Here is a 17,668-nt window from a genome sequence, read left to right on the forward strand (position 1 = left end):
ATTTCCAGCGGTTTACCTGGCCCAAAGGCCACTGCTGCACGTGATTTCATGATGTCACTTCCTTTTTTGAGTTGGTCCCCGTCACCAAAACCACCTGGAATTGGTTACCGGAGATACGACCGAACGATGGAGATGGTTTCGTTAATAGACTGTTGCTGCGAGTCGCTCCTCGCCCCTCCGTCAGGAAACTCCTCCCGTAGATGGCTCTCCAGAACGGCCGCCATCAGGCCGTTGATTGCACCGCGTACTGCTGCCAACTGCTGCAGAACCGCGACACATGTCGGATCAGCCTCCAGGTCATGCTCTAGAGCCGTGACCTGCTCGCTAATACCTCTAGCGTGACCGAGAGCTTTCTCCTTCTCTTTGGGGCACTGGGGCATTGCCATCCTCCCTTGCCGTTGATGTGGTCATACTATACCCCCCCACAGTATAAAACAACAACCAAAATTTTTTTGCCCGGCGCTTTCCCCTCTCGCGGACCCGCTTGATCGATCGCCTGCGACGACGACATCCAGCTATCGGGCGACCTTTCACCTACCGTCTACTCTGAAATTCCGCGATCTGGGAGGGTCGTCCATTTCACTGAAATGACTGAGCAGAACGTCCCATAAGGTTTCGTAGCGAATGAGCCAGGCACGGGAGATGAGTGACGGATGGAGGGTGCCCAAAGCTCGGTTGAACGAGTCGCGGATTCGCCGAGCTGCGATCATCGAAAGGACAGATACCGAGTCAACGTTCCTTGGATCGCCTCAAAATTGACCCAATAGGTCTTTTGGCCCATTGGCCTCTGCCAACGCACTACTGTCCTTGCAGTCTGGATGAGATGTTCGGCACTGGATTACACAATCCTCTTCACAATTGACTAAATGCACGAACGTAATTGCATGAGGCTTGATGCCCATCCCTTCAAATCTCATTTCAGAGGGATGGGCATCTTTCTAATCGAATCAACCTAACTCTGAACGCATCACCCTAACCGGCACCGACTTGTACGACGGCGTTCCGCTGTCCACGTCAATGTAGTCCAGCGGCACCAGCTGGTTGGCCTCGGGATAATAGGCCCCCACCGACCCAGGCGAGATCTTGTACTCGATGGCAGTTATGCGTTCATAGCGCATCTTGCGACCATGGGTGACCGTCTCGATGTCCACCAAGTCGCCGTGGGCTAAGCCGCGCGCCTGCAGGTCGGCAGGGTTCATGAACAGCACGTCGCGGCGGCCGAACACGCCGCGGTAGCGATCGTCCATCGCATAGATGGTGGTGTTGTACTGGTCGTGGCTACGCAGGGTGATCAGGCGCAGTACATCGTCACCCTCGACTTCCTTGTCCTCGTGTAGGCCCGGGAAGACGAAGAACTCGGCCTTGCCCGAGGGGGTCATCCAGATGCGTTCGGTGGCCGGTAGCGGCATGCGAAAACCGCCCGGCACGCGAATGCGCGCATTGAAGTTCTCGAAGCCCGGAAGAGTCTTCTCGATCAGGTCGCGGATTTTGTCGTAGTCGGCCCCCAGTTCCAGCCAAGGCACGGGGCTGTCCGGCATCGTCGCGTTGGCCATGCCTGCAATGATCGCCGGTTCAGAGCGCAAGAACTCCGATGCGGGCAGCAGTTTTCCAGCCGAAGCATGCACCATCGACATCGAGTCCTCGACGGTAATCGACTGCCGCTCTCCGTTCTGCACGTCCAACTCGGTGCGCCCCAGGCAGGGGAACAGGTAGGTTTCCTTGCCCACCAGCAGATGCGTGCGGTTGAGCTTGGTGCCGATGTGCACGCTCAGATCCAGCTTGCCCATGGCCGGGAAGCACTGGGCCGGATCGGGCAACGCCACGGCGAAGTTGCCGCCCAGGCAGATGAGCGCCTTCGACGTACCAGCGATCATTGCCTGCATGGCCTGCACCGAGTCATGCCCGTGTTCGGCCGGCGGCTTGAAGCCCAGTACTTGCTCGATCTTCTGCAGGAAATCGGCGGACGGTTTCTCGGTGATGCCCACGGTGCGGTTGCCCTGCACATTGGAGTGGCCGCGCAGCGGACAGATACCGGCGCCGGGTTTTCCGAGGTTGCCACGCAGCATCAGCAGGTCGCAGATCAGCCGCACGTTCGCGGTGCCCTCGTTGTGCTGGGTGATGCCCATGCCATAGGTGACGATAGTGGCGTTGGACTTAGCGTAGGCTGCAGCAACTTTTTCCATCTCGGCCTTGGTCAGACCACTAGCGTGCTCGATATCGGGCCATGCAGTGGCCAGCAGATCGGCCTTGAGCGCCTCGAAGCCATTGGTGTGCTGGGCGATGAATTCGAAGTCGAGCACCTGGCCGAGCGAGTCCTCCATCTCCAGCAGCGACTTCATCACCCCCTTAATTGCCGCCGCGTCGCCACCGGCCTTGACCTGCAGGTAGGTCGAGGCGATCCGGGTCGAGCCGTAGGTGGCCATCTCGATCATGTCCTGCGGGTCAGCGAATCGTTCCAGCGCCCGCTCGCGCAGTGGGTTCATGACCATGATCGGCACCTTGCGCCGGGATACCTCATGCAGTGTGCCCATCATCCGCGGGTGGTTGGTACCGGGGTTATGGCCGATCGAAATCACCAACTCGCACGATTCGAAATCGTCCAGCGACACCGAGCCCTTGCCCATGCCAATGGAGCGAGGCAGTCCCACGCTGGTGGGTTCATGGCACATGTTCGAGCAGTCGGGGAAATTGTTGGTACCCAATGCCCGCGCGAACAACTGGTACAGGTAGGCTGCCTCATTGGAGGCGCGGCCGGAGGTGTAGAACTCGACCTGGTTGGGTTCCAGTCCACGAAGGATTTCACCGATCCGGGCGAAGGCGTGCTCCCACTCGACCGGTTTGTATGTGTCGCTGCCGTGGTCGTAGACCAGCGGATGGGTCAGCCGCCCGAGGTCTTCCAGCTCGTAATCGCTGCGGTGCAGCAGCGTGGCCACCGGGTGGTTGGCGAAAAACTCAGGTGTGACGCGCTTGTTGGTCGCTTCCCAGGTCACCGCCTTAGCGCCGTTCTCGCAGAACTGAAAGGTCGACTTATGTTCCTTATCGGGCCAGGCGCACCCGGGACAATCGAAACCATCCGGCTGGTTGGTGCGCATCAGCGTAATGGGCGCTTTGAGCGTATCCATCTGCTCTCGCACCGCTGTCGCAGTCGCCTTCAACGCCCCCCAGCCACCAGCTGGGCCATCGTAGTTACGTACACCGGGTACCTTGCGTCGAGTCGTCATGGTCGCTCCTTAAACGCTTTATATTTTTTCGATATAAACCGATAGTTGCGTAATAAACCGCTCTTCTAGCGGACTTGAGGAATTGGGTTTGGTTGTGACAGTTCAGGAGGAAAGCGTACAGCCTTGTCAAATAAAGACAACCAGCAAAGCTGGATCCAACCTACCGGTGATCTGGAATCAAAAGTTTGGTCGACAAGGGAAAATCGTGTTCTAGAATCAAGCCACACTCTTTCGACATGTCAAGGCAACGAATCGATGAGCTACTCATCTACTTGTTGCGTCTCATTCGCATTGCGGTACTGAAGCCGCGCCCTGTGAGGCCGAGAACCATGGAAACATTCAGCTCTACGGCGCTTGATTTGGCTCGTTTTCAGTTCGCGTTTACAGTGGCCATGCATATTCTTTTTCCGGCAATCACCATAGGCCTCGCGAGTTATCTCGCCGTGCTGGAAGGTCTGTATCTGAAGACCGGTAGGGAGGTGTATCGCGATCTTTACATGTTCTGGATAAAGATCTTCGCGCTTAACTTCGGCATGGGAGTGGTTTCTGGCCTGGTGATGGCATATCAGTTCGGCACTAACTGGTCGCAGTTCTCTTATTTTGCCGGCGGCATTACCGGGCCACTACTGACTTACGAAGTGCTCACGGCATTCTTTCTCGAAGCTGGTTTTCTAGGTGTGATGCTGTTCGGCTGGGATCGGGTAGGCCGAGGCCTGCACATGTTCGCCACCTGCATGGTGGCGTTGGGCACGCTGATCTCGACCTTCTGGATCCTCTCCTCCAACAGCTGGATGCACACGCCCCAGGGCCACGAAATCATCGACGGCCGCGCGGTGCCGGTGGACTGGCTGGCGGTGATCTTCAACCCGTCGTTCCCCTACCGCCTGGCGCACATGGCGATCGCCGCGTTCCTCAGCACCGCGTTCTTCGTTGGCGCCTCGGGGGCCTGGCATTTGTTGCGCCGCCAGCACATCGAGCCGGCCCGCACCATGCTGTCGATGGCCTGCTGGATGGCCCTGGTGGTGGCGCCGATCCAGGCGGTGGTCGGTGATGCCCACGGCCTGAACACCCTGGAGCACCAGCCGGCGAAGATCGCCGCCATCGAAGGGCATTGGGAGAACGTCCCGGGCGAGCCGTCGCCGCTAATCCTGGCCGGCTGGCCGGACATGAAGGCCGAGAAGACCCACTTCGCCATCGAGATTCCCTATCTGGGCAGCCTGATCCTGACTCACAGCCTCGACCGCCAGATTCCGGCGCTGAAGTCATTCCCCCCCGAGGACCGGCCCAACTCCACGGTGATCTTCTGGACCTTCCGGCTCATGGTGTGCATGGGCCTGCTGATGATCCTCGCCGGGGTGTGGAGCCTGTGGCTGCGCCGTGGCGACCGCCTGCACACCACGCCGTTGTTCCTCCGGTTCATGCTGTGCATGGGCCCGGCGGGGCTGATCGCCCTGTTGGCCGGCTGGGTGACCACAGAGATGGGCCGCCAGCCCTGGGTGGTCTACGGGCTGATGCGCACCGAGCATGCGGTATCACCGCTGAGCACCGCGCAGATGAGCGTCAGCCTCGCGGCATTCGTGGTGGTGTACTTCGTGCTGTTCGGCACCGGTATCGCCTACATGCTCAAGCTGGTGCACAAGGGGCCGCAGCGCCACGAAGGCGAGCACCCGATCGAAGGTGGCGCGGGCCAGTCCAAGACCCCCGCGCGCCCCCTGTCCGCAGCGGACGATCACTGACCCTGTCGAAGGCGACGGCAACCTGAGGAGCGATGGCCATGGGCGTGGATATCACTTTGATCTGGGCATTGATCATCATCTTTGGCGTGATGATGTACGTCATCATGGACGGCTTCGACTTGGGCATCGGTATCCTCTTCCTGGCGATCAAGGACAAGGAAGAGCGCGATGTGATGATGAACACCGTCGCCCCGGTGTGGGACGGCAACGAGACCTGGCTGGTGCTGGGCGGCGCCGGCCTGTTCGGCGCCTTCCCGTTGGCCTACTCGGTGATCCTCAGCGCCCTGTACCTGCCACTGGTGCTAATGCTGCTGGGCCTGATCTTCCGCGGCGTGGCCTTCGAGTTCCGCTTCAAGGCCAGCGAGCGCAACCGCCACTGGTGGGACAAGGCGTTCATCGGCGGCTCGATCATCGCCACCTTCACCCAGGGCGTCGCCCTGGGGGCGTTCCTCGATGGCATCCCGGTGGCAAACAACATGTACGCCGGCGGCGCCCTCGACTGGCTGCGTCCGTTCCCGCTGTTCTGTGGCTTCGCACTGCTGCTGGCCTACGCCCAGCTGGGCAGCACCTGGCTGATCATGAAGACCGAGGGGCGTCTGCAGGAAGAGATGTACCGCTACTCCTCGTACTTCATCTGGGGCCTGCTGATCGCCATCGCAGTGATCAGCGTGTGGACGCCGCTGGCCCACCCCGAGATTGCCCAGCGTTGGTTCAGCCTGCCCAACCTGTTCTATTTCCTGCCGGTGCCTCTGCTGCTGCTGTTCTGCTTCTTAGGCACCCTGACCACCCTGGCGCACCGGGCCACCGCCGCACCGTTCCTATTCACCCTGCTGGTAATCTTCCTCGGCTACAGCGGCCTGGGCATAAGCATCTGGCCGAACATCATCCCGCCGTCGGTTACGCTGTGGCAGGCGGCCTCGCCGGTGGCGAGCCAGCTGTTCGCGCTGATCGGCGCGCTGTTCATCCTGCCGTTCATCTTGGTGTACACGGCCTGGAGCTACTACGTGTTCCGCGGCAAAGTTAAGATTGGTGATGGTTATCATTAGCCAGACAATGCTGTTGATCGCCCCCCCAATTGGCAACGCTGACTGATGCATGTAACCGAGGTAGGTATCTACACTCCGGCCGCCGACGAAGTGCTGATCCGGGTCGCCTATACCGGTGTGAACCGCCCGGATGAATTGCAGCGCTCGGGTAGCTATCCGCCGCCAGCCGATGCTTCACTCTACCTCAGCCTCACCCTACCTCGGCCTGGAAGTCTCGGGCGAAGTGGTGGCCGTGGGTGCGGCCGTGCAGGGATTGCAGGTCGGTGCGTAGGTGTGCGCACTCACGCCAGGTGGCGACTACGCTGAATACTGCAGCCGGAAACTAATTCACCGTGTGGACCAATCTATTCGAGCACGACCGCCTGTTACCCGGCGAAACCGTGCTGGTGCATGGCGGGTCTAGCGGAATCGGATTGACCGCCATCCAGCTGGCCAATCAGTTCGGCGCGCGGGTGTTGGCAACGGCAGGCAGCGAGGCCAAGCTGGAGACATGTAGCAGCGCAGGTACCAGCCGGGCCATCAATTACCGAGAAGAAGATTTCGCCGAGGTGGTCTGGGCCGAGACCGAGGGCAAGGGTGTGAACCTGATCCTCAATCATGGTCGGGGGTAGCTACCTGCAGCGCAATATCGACACCCTGCCGGTGGAAGGTAAGTTGGTGCAGATCACCTTTCTCGAAGGCAGTACGGCCGAGTCGAACGTCATGCCGATCATACTCAAGCGCCTGGCCTTTATCAGCTCGACCCTCCGCGCCCGATCCAAAGCGGAAAAAGCCAACATCGCTGCAGCCCTGCAGGCCGATGTCTGGCCGTTGCTTGGCGCAGGTCAATGCCTTCCTGCACTTTCCCGCTGCATGAAGCCTCCCAGGCACATGCACTGATGGAAAGCAGTCGTCACATTGGCAAGATAATGCTGGAGATCAATCCATGATTGCAGGTCGTCACAGTGGTAGGAATGTGCTCGTTTCTGGTGCTGCGAGCGGCATCGGTCCGGCGGTTGCGCAGCGCTATTGCGAAGAAGGCGCTACCGTCGCACTGCTCGACCTCAACCCTCAACCCTCAACCCTCAACCCTCAAGCGCTACAAGCTCAGGGCGAGAGATTGCGCGCCCAAGGCTTCGTGGTTACATGGCACGCTGTGGCCTCCCACTACAGTGCCACCCAAGGCAGCCATCATCGGGTTCACTCGACACCTGCCAGGAAAACTTGGGGCCTATGGCATTACGGCCAATGCCCTGGCCCCTAGGCGCATCGAAACACCCCTGCTGAAACCGTCACGTCGGCGGCCGATGAGACGCTTATCGCCAACACCCCACTGCCCAGGCTAGGCCAGCCCTGGGAGATAGCCGATGCGCCCGCTACCTGCGTGCTCCAGACAGCGCCTCATCACAGGCCAGGTACTCGATGTAGCTTACGTCGTCGTCAGGACAACTTGCAGGCGATTTTGTTTACAGTCTCCTCGTTTATAGTGCGAGAAACCATCCTCGCCCTAGCCATGCCTCTATTCCTGTTCGCCTAGATCACCGATGTCGTCGATGGTTTGATGAGTCGGCATCTGCGCAAATTCGAGGCACGTTGCGAGAGCAGCTTTATATACTATCCCGCGAAACGGACATTGCTGCCATTACTCGAAAGCTCATAGGCAGCCTATCTTTTTCTGCCCAGGCCACTCAAGTCAAACTGGGTGCTGATACCCTGCGTCGTTCTACTTGTTCTCATGATCACTATCATCGCCGCGACTTTCAAGAACCACCTAAGACGTCAAAGAGCTCCTTTCTCTCAGATACTCCATAGAAGATGGACTTAGCCTGACCGACGAAGGCGAGCGCGATCTCGTAAGGGAGAGGTTCCAAAAAGCCGACTATACTCGCGACTGAATTGTGACTGACTCTCATAACCTACTTGAGAGGCTACTGTTGCAATATCGGTTGACTGACTGAGCACTAACCTTCGAGCCTCGTGCAATCGCAGTTGTTTCTGATACTGGAGCGGACTCATAGAAGTAACAGCTTTAAAACGATGATGGAGAGTCGAAACCCCGAGATTTACATATTTTGCTAATTCATCGATCCGCATAGGTTCAGCAAAATTATTATTTAGCCATTCGATTGCTCGCGTTACTCTATATGATTGACTGTCGACCACTGCAATTTCGTAGAGCCTCTGGCCTTGCTGACCTCGCAGCAATCGATAAAATATTTCTCGCAAGGCCATAGGTGCGAGCTGAGAGATATCTTCGGGGCTATCAAGCAAGCTCAGCAAGCGAAACAAAGCATCCAGCAACGGGCCATCAGTACTTCCAAGATACAGCCCTCTTACATCGCCATTACTAGGGACACCGACAGGACTACTATCAGCAATCAATTGACTAATCTGAGCAGGATCAATGTCTAAAAGCGCACCTAAATAGGGCACATCCGGGGATGCCTCAATAACTTTACCCGCGAGCGGAAGAGTAACAGAAATCACCAAATAGTTCAGAGGATCATATACATACCGCTCGCCAAATAGACGAACCTCCTTTCGACCTTGCACCACCAAGCACAGTGTAGGCTTATAAACACTATACAGCGTATCCGTAGGTGTATCGTTTCGAACTAAATTGAGACCCTCAATAGCGGTTTGGTATATTCCGGAACCTGTCGTAAAACGGCGAATAATCGACGAAATTACCGCCCGCTTAAATGAAAGCGGATCGTCAAAGGTTGGGAAGAGTTGCGGACTTGATTCTGACATGTCGAGGCCCCTGAACATCGTCTAATCCTGAGAATAGCGCAAACAGGGACGCGTAAGATACCCCACTAGCTCGGTATGACAAAAGGCCCGGCAAAGCCGGGCCGAGAATTAGTGAAACTATCTTACGACCGTTTAGCTCGTGCTTTCAGTTGATCGGAACCACCTTCAGCTACGCGCTGGAAGCCTGGGGTGCGATCGGAACCACCTTCAGCTACACGCTGGAAACCTAGAGTGCGATCGGAACCACCTTCAGCTACACGCTGGAAACCTGGGGTACGATCGGAACCACCTTCAGCTACACGCTGGGAACCTGGGGTGCGATCGGAACCACCTTCAGCTACACGCTGGGAACCTGGGGTGCGATCGGAACCACCTTCAGCTACACGCTGGAAACCTGGAGTGCGATCGGAACCACCTTCAGCTACTCGCTGGAAACCTGGAGTGCGATCGGAACCACCTTCAGCTACACGCTGGAAGCCTGGGGTACGATCGGAACCACCTTCAGCTACACGCTGGAAGCCTGGAGTGCGATCAGAACCGTTTTTCGAGATGGGGGTGATCACAACGCCACTACCCGACTCGCTAATCAGAGTCTGTTCTTTTTGGCTGTAGGCCGCAAAGGTGTTCGCACTGAATGCAACGATAGCGACGCTGATAACTACTGATTTGATGGATTTCATGGCGGCAACTCCAGAGACTATGTGAGTTGTGGGTGCCGCAGCTACGATGTGCTGCCGACCCCGCAGAAGGACCTCCTTGCTGCATGGGGTTAGATTAATTTTTCGTATGAGAAAGCGTTACATGATACGTGCCGCCTTTTTGCCTATTCCTCTCGCAGTATCGAATCCCGCCCCTCACCGCTTACAAGCTGCCGGTCTTTCTCATGCTATCCAGGAGCAAAAGCTCGAATCTAGACGACCAGAACATGGACTCGTGGGAGTCGCCTCCAGTCCTATATCGACCAAACCGTCGTTTCACTATCGAGTTTCGCCCAGTGTGATTACTAACAAGTTGCGGGCGCAGTCGGTCGGCGGCACAGTGTGCCTACCGTGCATCGGAAGCTATTCCTACCCGACTGCAGCTGAAGTCGGTGAAGTCAGGGGACATTATCGTAGTCGACATCAAAGCTCTCGAAAGTAGCAAGTCGCTGGGCTAGTTAGGATTGTTGCCCAGGCGCCGGCATCGAACGTCGAAACAAAGCAGGGGTTAGCACCTGTCGCGTAACCGTACGGCGAGCTCACCGTCCGAACTCCATCATTAAGGGCGATGCTATTCGCGTATTTTTAGGCGAACGCGATCACCCCCGATCGTAAAGATTTCCGTACGCCAACGAAGCTCTTATCCGAAACTGTTCAAAGCCTAGGTCGCTCAGGAATGCCTGCAACCTGGGCAACAGAGTCCAGAGTCGCCATCAGCCACGGCATCGTCATCCGTAAATGGATGCCGCTCTATCGAGACCAGCCCGCACCGACCTCGCTGCCAGCATTTGTCCCGCTGAAGGCTGTACCTAAACGGCCAGCCGAAGCGTCAGTGAAAATCGAGTTGCCCGTGGCTGGGGTGCCGAACGGATCAGCGACGGCCAAAACCCTCGATTACAGCCTGAAATGCTGGGTAGCGCTGAAGCGCTATCTGGACGACGCAGCTGTGCCCATCGACAACAACCAAGTTGAAAACCAGATACGGCCATGGGCGCTCGGACGCTCGAACTTGTTATTTGCCGAGTCGCTGCGCAGCGGTAAACGGGCGGCTGTAATCATGAGCCTGATCCAATCGGCGCGCATGAATGGGCATGATCCGTATGCCTATCTCAGAGATGTGCTGACGCGGCTGCCCACACAGCGGACCAGTGATATCGAGCAATTGCTACCGCATCAGTGGGTGCCAGCCACTGCTTCATAGGCAAAGCTGTGCGACCACATCTTCTGATGACATGACTTGGGCATATTCGGTGCCCAGTATGGCCAAGGTCAGCTCATAAACGGTAGAGGCGTCCCAAAACGTTCCATTTGGCCTGATGACGGGTACAGCAGTAGTCGCATCCGCAGGAAGAATGATTTCGTATCCAAGTGCCTTCCCCGCTCGGATAGTGGCATCCATGCTGTTATGAATCACAACGCCGGTCAGAACAATACGTTTTACGTGCATGCTTTTAAGGATGGCATCCAATCGGGTTTCTATGAATGCGCAGTTCTCATGCTTGATGATGACAGCCTCGCCCTCTACCGGGGCCACTTCTTTTTTGATTCCATTCCAGGGGCCATGAACGTGATAGCTGGAGGTGGGATTCTTTTCATCATGCTTCACATGAAGGACAGGCCAGCCATTTGATCGCCAGTGCCGCAGAAGGCGTTGGATTGCGGACAAATAACCAGGGTGGCTTTTACCATCCCAAATAGGTTGATCAATCGCATCCTGAACATCAAGGATAATCAGGGGAATGCGAGGTGTATCCTTCATATGGGGCCGTCTCCTTACGATGGACGTTTAGTGTGCTGCAACGCTCCCCCATCAACAAGCAGTGCAGTCTCGCTAGGGTATCGTTGCCGACACAATATCAGTGAAGAGGGGCTGCTACCGCGGAAGTGGATTCCGGCCTTGCTCGAGCAAGGTGTGTTGGCCGGACGCTTAGAGCATCAGTTAAAGGTGGCAGAGGATAGTCGATTAAAGTTCGATACTGGTAAGAAATGGCGATTCAACCAGACCCCGATTCATGCATGTTGCACCGCGAGGTGCAGCGTGAAGCGTTGACAGGGGTAACCGATGGGCCAGCCATTGAGCCGCGTAATTAGGAATTCGGGATGCCGATGCTGTTAAGCGAAGCAAAAGGTAATACGGAGCATGGCGTTATACGCCAGTCATGCTCTGATCCGGCGCGGTCGGAGCCCCTGCGCACGTCGGGAAGTCCTTTGCACAGAATCTGGGAGATCTCAGCGGTGCCCGGTGCGCAAGCCTCGGGCGGAGCAGGAAAGGCCAATAGCCGTAACCCTACTGCCCACGCCGCTGAGAAGTCGGATACGTTCGCAGTACCTGAGAAAACTTTGAACAAAGGGCCTGGCCCCGTGGAGATAGTGGAGGAAAGGATCGTAGCCAAGGGAAACACCTACAGGCCTCCCGCGCCCCAAACACAGAGCTGGATCAGTTGCGAGTCGAAGTAGACTTTGAGTATTAAAACTGTCGCGGGAGCATCGCTGTTTTCGCGGACTGCAGCCTCGTTGAGAGGAATCGCAAAACTGCCGCGACCACTTAAAATTCCGATCCGGACGGATGCGTTAGAGAATTAAAACTGTCTCATCCAGAAACGACGCGGCTTTCAAGCACGCTCAAATGGACCGGCGGCTGGTCGGCCGCCGGTCTCAGAGTCATCGACGAGGGATGAAGTTGGCAACGTGACCGATGGGATTGAACTGTCGACCGGGGTGTCACTTGGGAACAACATGGTTAACATGGGCCGATTCTCCGGCCAGGGGTGAGGGTCATGCCGGGATTGACTTATGACTATCCTGACTACGTATTTACAGGTGTTGATCCCATGTTGACGAATCCCGACGAAGAATCGCCCCGGCTTAGCCGGGGCTTACGCTTGCGCTCAGGTTTTGGATTGCGGGGGATTCTCTTCCTTATTGCCGCATTGGATCAGCAGCAGCAAAACTGTGGCTACCTGCAGAGGCTGCTTTTGCAGGTAGCCAGCGACCAACGCTCACCCCCTCTGGCACTGCGTTACGCTTTCGGGTGACAAATGTAATTACCGCTTCGCAGGAAGGTTTCATGCTTGTTCGGCGAATAGACTCCCTAGGTGACTTGCTCGTTGGCCCCTGTGATGCCCGCTTTTGACCTGGCTACCACCGCGACCGCCGACGTACATACTCCGTCAATCTGATTGGCGCTGTCCCCGCAAGCCCGCCGCTTGGCGGGCTTTTTTGTGGCTGCAGGAACGCCTTACAGGCTGTTCGGCTCGATGCCGATCTCCCGCAGCGACTTGACCAGCGACGGGTCGATAACGGCCTCTCCGGTGGTCGACGCGGCCTGATTGATGCCTACGGTGCGGTACTTGATCAGGTGGCCGGAGACCATCTGTTTGAGGATCTGCTTGGCCTTATCGCCGCCTGTCACGGTGTACGGGCTCATCAACTGCGACGTGGACTTCATCGCCTGTTCCTGGGCGTTGTTGACCAGTGCAGCCTGCTCGCCCTGCAGCCCAACGAGCGGGGCCAACGGGATAGACGGGGCCATGCTCACCGGCGTTTCCTGCGGAGAGATTGTCCACGCCTCGTTCTGGTCGATGCGCAGTTGGACGGTACCGACCGGCACCTTGAAGCGGCCACCGGACATGATGCCGACGTAGATCTCGCTGCCTTCCTTCCGGACTACCGGGTAGAAGTGCAGCGGCTGGGTGACGATCCAGTTCGGCGTGCCCAGATCGCCCGTAGTGACCATCATGGTGGTCTTATCGGTGAATTCGTCGGTTGTGGCCGTGGCCTTCCAGGTCTGCTGCTCGGAGGCGCATCCCGCGAGGGAGAGGGCTACGGCAAGGGCGGCGATATATTTCATTGGGTCTGTTCCCGGGCTTTAATATGACGAGCAGGTCGTGTAGCCGTAATTGGTGATGCAGTTGGTGTTGCGAGGGGTATAGACCGGCATCTGCGGTGCGACGCCTGGTGCTTGGCTCATTCTGGCCATTTCGTCCGCCGCGCTAGCCACCTGAGCACAAGCGATCTGGGCTTTCGATCGATCTGCGTCGGTGAGAACCATAGCATCCGCCTCAGCCGAGTAGCTTTGAACCATATTCCACAGCTTGCCCTGGTCATACAGGTACTGGGCTGGACGACGCTGCATCTGGAACGAGACAAAGCTGTTGTATTGGTCTGCGGTGATAAGTTGCTCGCGTTTGCACAGGCCTGCGGCTGAGACCAACTTAGAAATCGTCTGGTATTCCGATTCGGGCATCTGCGTCATGCAGCCGGTGAGTGCAAGAGAACTAGCAAGTGTTACAGCGATCCGTGTCATGTCGGCCTCTCTATTCCAAGGGAGGCGATTGTAGCAGGGTGCCACCATGTAGTCGGCGCCCCCCCCTGCTCTTTGGACTTACCCACGATACCGCCCGGGTTTTTGCCAGATGATGAGCACCAGGGTCATCGCGACGGAACCGACGAGCGACAAAGCCATTTTGTCCTCTAACAGATGGAACGACGCTCCACCCGCTTGCAGCAAAGCGAGCCAGATACCAATCACCGATCGACCCGCTGTACCCAAGCTCCGGCCTAGTTCTATGGCAACAGGATCGAAGATAACCCGACGTAGACGACAGATGTGTTGTACTCCCAGCACGAGGCCGCCGCTCCTGACGCGACCGAGGACATCTTGGAGATCAAGCGCCACATTGACGTCCAGTATCGGCTCCCGAATGGACGGTAGCTGTCACAAACCCAGTAGCGATGCTGTAGGTGAGTTGCTATGCAGTGTGATCCAAGCGGTTAAATCTATTTTTTGGTCTGTTAACGACAACAGTTTAAGGTTAAATCTAGTTAACAGGGGACGCTAATTGAGGAGGCCGGCAGTCCTTTGTCTTTCGCTTTGGACCGCTGTCGTCCTGTAGTCGTGAGAGAATTTAGTCTATCTACATGCATCGAGATAGGGCCAGCAGTTCAGTTAGCTTTGGCTAAGTTAATGAGAGGGTATGCCTGTATCTGCACGCGGTAAACGTGATTATGCAGTTTACGGGCTTTGGTATAAAGGCAGTGGATCTGCACCTTTCTGGCGAGCCTCCTCAAAGTTATGAAGTAAGGCTTTGGTCTCCTCTGATTGCTGGATGAGGTGATTACTGCGCAGTATCCTCCAGGCCAAGTTTGGGTGTGACATGTTCTGATCGAAGAACACCAATGGCTTCCCCGTCTCCAACGCTCCAAACTCGTCGAGCGTTCTGTAGGCCTGCATGTTCCAGCTAAGTTTCGTCAGTTCGTTAGCCACCCAGTTCGCTTCTATTGAGGTCGTGAAATCAGAGGTGGACCGCGACCACTCGCGTACAAGCTCAGCCGCGAACTCATCTGCTGCTTCTTCCCTAGCTTTAGCAAGAGCCGGCTCGGTGTTCAACTGCGAAAGACTGCCATTAGAGAACTCGGCACCTGTAGTATTTTTGCTCAGGTGGCCGACTTCATGAAGCAGCATAAACGTCAGCAGATGCTTTGATTCAAGCGTCATGCGCCCCGAACCTTTGGAGTGGGCGTTCAGCCATGCCTCGAATGCTGGTAGGTTTACGAAAACGCACGTGCAGTCTCGCGGGACCACCGCTGGCGTTGAGATAGCTCCAGCAGGCGACTTCACCAGGTAAACGGGTACTGACTGGGCATCGCCTTCATTCCACGTCCAGGAAGGAGTGAGTGTTGGACCATTAGCCTTGGTCATCAGGTTTGCAGACTTAATCGCAGATTCGAGAAGCGGCCGCTCAGCGTTGGTGTGCTGCAACCCGCGAAGGGCCACTGGATCATGATCTGCAGCTACCAACAGTATCGAATTACCAAGCATGCTGATCCCTGCGACAAACACGATAGCGTGAGATAAGCTTTTTCGGGTGTAGAAAGAGAGCAGTGTGCGTGAGCCATTCTGGTTTTTTAGTGTCAATTTCTCGATGTGCATGGTGCGGTCGCTCTAATCTCGGCACAGGTGACAAGGAGAGTAGGCATGGTGAGTCATACTGCATTGGTTGTTGCGGCCTTTTTGGTGTGTTGGCAACTGGCACACGCGGCAGAGGGAACGAAAGAAAGGCCAGAGCCCCCACCCGACACAGTGCCATCTCTTGAACAGGCGAACCCTCCAGTTTCATGCATCGGCTGCGACCAGCCATTCGATACAAGCACCCATAAGCAGGTGCTCGAGGGCTTGGCGAACAATCCTTACCTCGCCGAGCTACGCAAAGCCCTCTACCAGCAGGACATCATCCACCAGTTTGAATCCAAGGCACATTTTGACAACTGCGACTTTGATTCGGCGACTACTTACGTAACGAGCTTACTAGATGAGGCAAGCAGCTACGTCGAAAGAGCGCAGAAGGCCAAAGACGTGGGTGATCTGGCAAAAATGAAGGATGCTGCTGCCAGTGCGTTCTTTTCCATAGGACAAGCCCTGCATGCTGTGCAAGACTTCTATGCGCACACCAATTATGTCGAAATGCGGGCGCCGAAAGCCCGAAAGGTTACGGACATTGAAGTCATCGCTCCGTGGAAGCCTAAGGGGCGTGATCGTATTAAAGAGCTTCGCAAGGAAGGTCTCTACTCTGGATACGTTTTCTGGGGTGTGCCGCAGCTGTGTCCAGCTGACACAACGTCGCATGGCGATCTGGCGAAGGACACCGCTACCACTAAAAGCGGGGCGAAGAAACTTCCTAACCTTCAAAATATCAACCAGTACAAGGTGGCGGTGTTTTTGGCCAGGGAGGCTTCGTTGGGGCTTATGGAGGACGCCTTCAACAGGTGGCCGCTTTTGAAGCAACTCAATGGCAAGCATGTAGCGTTCGAGACGTTTGTAGACCGTCGTAGCATCGGCGAGACGCACTGAATATGGGCGTGAGTTGGAAGGTGCTCGTTGCCTGCGGACTGCTTTGCTCTCTCTCAGCCAACGCGCAGATGATTCCAGGTTGTCGGTTGGACAGTTCTTCGGCCGCATTGGTTGAACAGACCATTAACCGAGCTGCCCAGGCCTACCGGGAGCTCGGAAAGGCACTGCCTTTCGATACTGTCGTCGTGAACCCGCGGGCAGCGTTAATTGAGGGACGTACTCTAACTGCCTATATCGTTACCAATGCCAATTCAGATGGAATTGACGCTTATGGCTGTGCTACTCAAGCAGTCACGAAGGATGCCCCCTTAGACGAGCTGAGCGTACGTGGCGGCTGTCTGATTGTTGCTGCTGAGAGACTAGAGCTTCGTTGCTCTTCAAGTGCGGTGGCGCTGTTTGGAGATATCGGTGAAAAACTGGGTCGAGCCAATCCGGCGCTGCTGTATGTGCTCGCTCATGAGCTTGGCCATGTCTATCAACGGCAGGCTGGCGAGTACGAAGGTCGAGTCGCTCAACTCGAACTAGCTCAAGATCGCGAAGCCAAGCTTCAAGCACTGCAAGACTCATGCGACCCGGTCTCAACCAAAAGGGAGGAGGATGCTGATGCCTATGCCCTAGACGTAATGAAGCTACTGCTGCCAGAGCCGCCGTATCGGGAGCCGCTCTTCTCGCATCGTGGCTCGCTTCTGTGGAATGTTGATCAGCTCGTTCTGGCAGCCAACGCATGGCAGCAATCCTCGCTGGCGCAGGAATTCATTAGTCGCCCAGTGGTGCATGAGACCTTTGTGCCAACGGAGTTCCCTACGCCTGAGGCTACTGTCGAAGCGAAAGCCCGCAAGTTCGTTTGTGAAGTTATGACCGGGAAGTCTGGAACAATTTATCACCCTCTACAGTCAGCGACGCACCCTTCGCTCGATCAACGGATGGGACGTATTGCTGACGCAATGAGGCCAATCTCAGTCTCTTTGCCGAATGACACCAACAAGACTCAATTTGCGTCGGTCGCAAAGCTCCAAAGCGACCTAGGCCCAATCTTCAGCCAAATCTATCGGGAAACGGCGGTCTATATGGAGTCAATGCAGGCGGCTATTTGCACGGTGGTCAATTCGCCTGAACCCCCAGCCTGCGATTAGGAACGTGGGTTTCGAGTAGGCTATTCCTGCTTCAGTGCTTCCATCGTTTCGGGAGCGAGAGGACGTTCCAAGGCGACGTCATCTGCGGTGGAATTGCTGGTGCCCTCTAGCTCTACCCTGTCGCGACTCCTGTATCGATCCCTACTGATTTGGAACTACAAAAGACCCGGCAAAGCCGGGCCTAAATTTAGTGGAACGAGCCTACGACCGCTTAGCTTGTACATTCAGTCGATCGGAACCACCTTCAGCTA

At 56.4% G+C, this 17,668-nt stretch carries 17 protein-coding genes and 1 pseudogene; 10 read left to right on the forward strand and 8 right to left on the reverse strand.

Translation table 11 applies throughout. The features are described from left to right. Positions 1-104 precede the first annotated feature (104 nt). Complete coding sequence (locus D3M70_RS14795; protein ID WP_016969247.1) at positions 105-380, reverse strand: metal-sensing transcriptional repressor; 276 nt, start codon at positions 378-380, stop codon at positions 105-107. A 567-nt stretch (positions 381-947) separates the two neighbouring features. Further along, the gene (locus D3M70_RS14800) at positions 948-3,221 is read right to left on the reverse strand and encodes an FdhF/YdeP family oxidoreductase (protein WP_016975662.1); all 2,274 of its coding nucleotides are present in this window, start codon (positions 3,219-3,221) and stop codon (positions 948-950) included. Between the two features lie 329 nt (positions 3,222-3,550). Between D3M70_RS14800 and D3M70_RS14805 the strand changes: the two genes are divergently transcribed. The 7 genes from D3M70_RS14805 to D3M70_RS34210 all read left to right on the forward strand — a co-directional run bounded on the left by D3M70_RS14805 (position 3,551) and on the right by D3M70_RS34210 (position 7,642). Further along, positions 3,551-4,957: a cytochrome ubiquinol oxidase subunit I gene (locus tag D3M70_RS14805; RefSeq protein ID WP_050439964.1), complete on the forward strand. Its 1,407-nt coding sequence runs from the start codon at positions 3,551-3,553 to the stop codon at positions 4,955-4,957. A 38-nt stretch (positions 4,958-4,995) separates the two neighbouring features. Continuing rightward, complete coding sequence (gene cydB / locus D3M70_RS14810) at positions 4,996-6,003, forward strand: cytochrome d ubiquinol oxidase subunit II (RefSeq protein ID WP_016969245.1); 1,008 nt, start codon at positions 4,996-4,998, stop codon at positions 6,001-6,003. A 332-nt stretch (positions 6,004-6,335) separates the two neighbouring features. Next, a complete protein-coding gene (locus D3M70_RS32325; protein ID WP_025999688.1) occupies positions 6,336-6,614 on the forward strand; it encodes a zinc-binding dehydrogenase in 279 nt (92 codons plus the stop codon). Then, positions 6,601-6,882 carry a hypothetical protein gene (locus D3M70_RS33210; protein WP_025999689.1) on the forward strand — a complete coding sequence of 94 codons (282 nt, stop codon included), beginning with the start codon at positions 6,601-6,603 and terminating at the stop codon, positions 6,880-6,882. The genes D3M70_RS32325 and D3M70_RS33210 overlap by 14 nt, the downstream gene beginning before the upstream one ends. Then, a complete protein-coding gene (locus D3M70_RS34205) occupies positions 6,852-6,932 on the forward strand; it encodes a hypothetical protein (RefSeq protein ID WP_354668546.1) in 81 nt (26 codons plus the stop codon). Before D3M70_RS33210 ends, D3M70_RS34205 begins: the two co-directional genes overlap by 31 nt. Beyond that, positions 6,929-7,246 carry an SDR family NAD(P)-dependent oxidoreductase gene (locus D3M70_RS33215; protein ID WP_228759039.1) on the forward strand — a complete coding sequence of 106 codons (318 nt, stop codon included), beginning with the start codon at positions 6,929-6,931 and terminating at the stop codon, positions 7,244-7,246. Before D3M70_RS34205 ends, D3M70_RS33215 begins: the two co-directional genes overlap by 4 nt. A 294-nt stretch (positions 7,247-7,540) precedes the next feature. Next, the gene (locus D3M70_RS34210; RefSeq protein ID WP_354668545.1) at positions 7,541-7,642 is read left to right on the forward strand and encodes a hypothetical protein; all 102 of its coding nucleotides are present in this window, start codon (positions 7,541-7,543) and stop codon (positions 7,640-7,642) included. A gap of 161 nt (positions 7,643-7,803) precedes the next feature. Here the strand turns inward: D3M70_RS34210 and D3M70_RS14830 are convergent, their stop codons facing one another. Then, positions 7,804-8,736 (reverse strand): AraC family transcriptional regulator, encoded by a 933-nt coding sequence (locus D3M70_RS14830; RefSeq protein ID WP_025999690.1) that lies wholly within the window; start codon positions 8,734-8,736, stop codon positions 7,804-7,806. 122 nt (positions 8,737-8,858) lie between these two features. Next, complete coding sequence (locus D3M70_RS14835; protein WP_120126497.1) at positions 8,859-9,416, reverse strand: hypothetical protein; 558 nt, start codon at positions 9,414-9,416, stop codon at positions 8,859-8,861. Between the two features lie 877 nt (positions 9,417-10,293). Between D3M70_RS14835 and D3M70_RS14845 the strand changes: the two are divergent. Further along, positions 10,294-10,635 (forward strand): annotated as a pseudogene (locus D3M70_RS14845) (transposase domain-containing protein); the annotation flags it as partial. Here the strand turns inward: D3M70_RS14845 and D3M70_RS14850 are convergent. The 4 genes from D3M70_RS14850 to D3M70_RS14880 all read right to left on the reverse strand — a co-directional run bounded on the left by D3M70_RS14850 (position 10,630) and on the right by D3M70_RS14880 (position 15,366). Then, positions 10,630-11,193 carry an isochorismatase family protein gene (locus D3M70_RS14850; protein ID WP_016969424.1) on the reverse strand — a complete coding sequence of 188 codons (564 nt, stop codon included), beginning with the start codon at positions 11,191-11,193 and terminating at the stop codon, positions 10,630-10,632. The pseudogene D3M70_RS14845 and the gene D3M70_RS14850 sit on opposite strands and share 6 nt — an antisense overlap. Positions 11,194-12,672: 1,479 nt before the next feature. Beyond that, positions 12,673-13,284: a hypothetical protein gene (locus D3M70_RS14865; protein WP_016969427.1), complete on the reverse strand. Its 612-nt coding sequence runs from the start codon at positions 13,282-13,284 to the stop codon at positions 12,673-12,675. Between the two features lie 18 nt (positions 13,285-13,302). Further along, positions 13,303-13,740, reverse strand: coding sequence for a hypothetical protein (locus D3M70_RS14870; protein ID WP_016969428.1), 438 nt, complete (start codon positions 13,738-13,740; stop codon positions 13,303-13,305). A gap of 708 nt (positions 13,741-14,448) precedes the next feature. Then, positions 14,449-15,366, reverse strand: a complete 918-nt coding sequence (locus D3M70_RS14880; RefSeq protein WP_016969430.1) for a hypothetical protein — start codon at positions 15,364-15,366, stop codon at positions 14,449-14,451. A 45-nt stretch (positions 15,367-15,411) separates the two neighbouring features. Between D3M70_RS14880 and D3M70_RS14885 the strand changes: the two genes are divergently transcribed. Further along, positions 15,412-16,284, forward strand: a complete 873-nt coding sequence (locus D3M70_RS14885) for an HET-C-related protein (RefSeq protein ID WP_016969431.1) — start codon at positions 15,412-15,414, stop codon at positions 16,282-16,284. An 86-nt stretch (positions 16,285-16,370) separates the two neighbouring features. Next, positions 16,371-17,417 carry a hypothetical protein gene (locus D3M70_RS14890; RefSeq protein WP_176717494.1) on the forward strand — a complete coding sequence of 349 codons (1,047 nt, stop codon included), beginning with the start codon at positions 16,371-16,373 and terminating at the stop codon, positions 17,415-17,417. Positions 17,418-17,668: the final 251 nt, after the last annotated feature.

It is taken from the genome of Pseudomonas sp. LS-2, from assembly GCF_003605735.1.
Taxonomy (GTDB): Bacteria; Pseudomonadota; Gammaproteobacteria; order Pseudomonadales; family Pseudomonadaceae; genus Aquipseudomonas.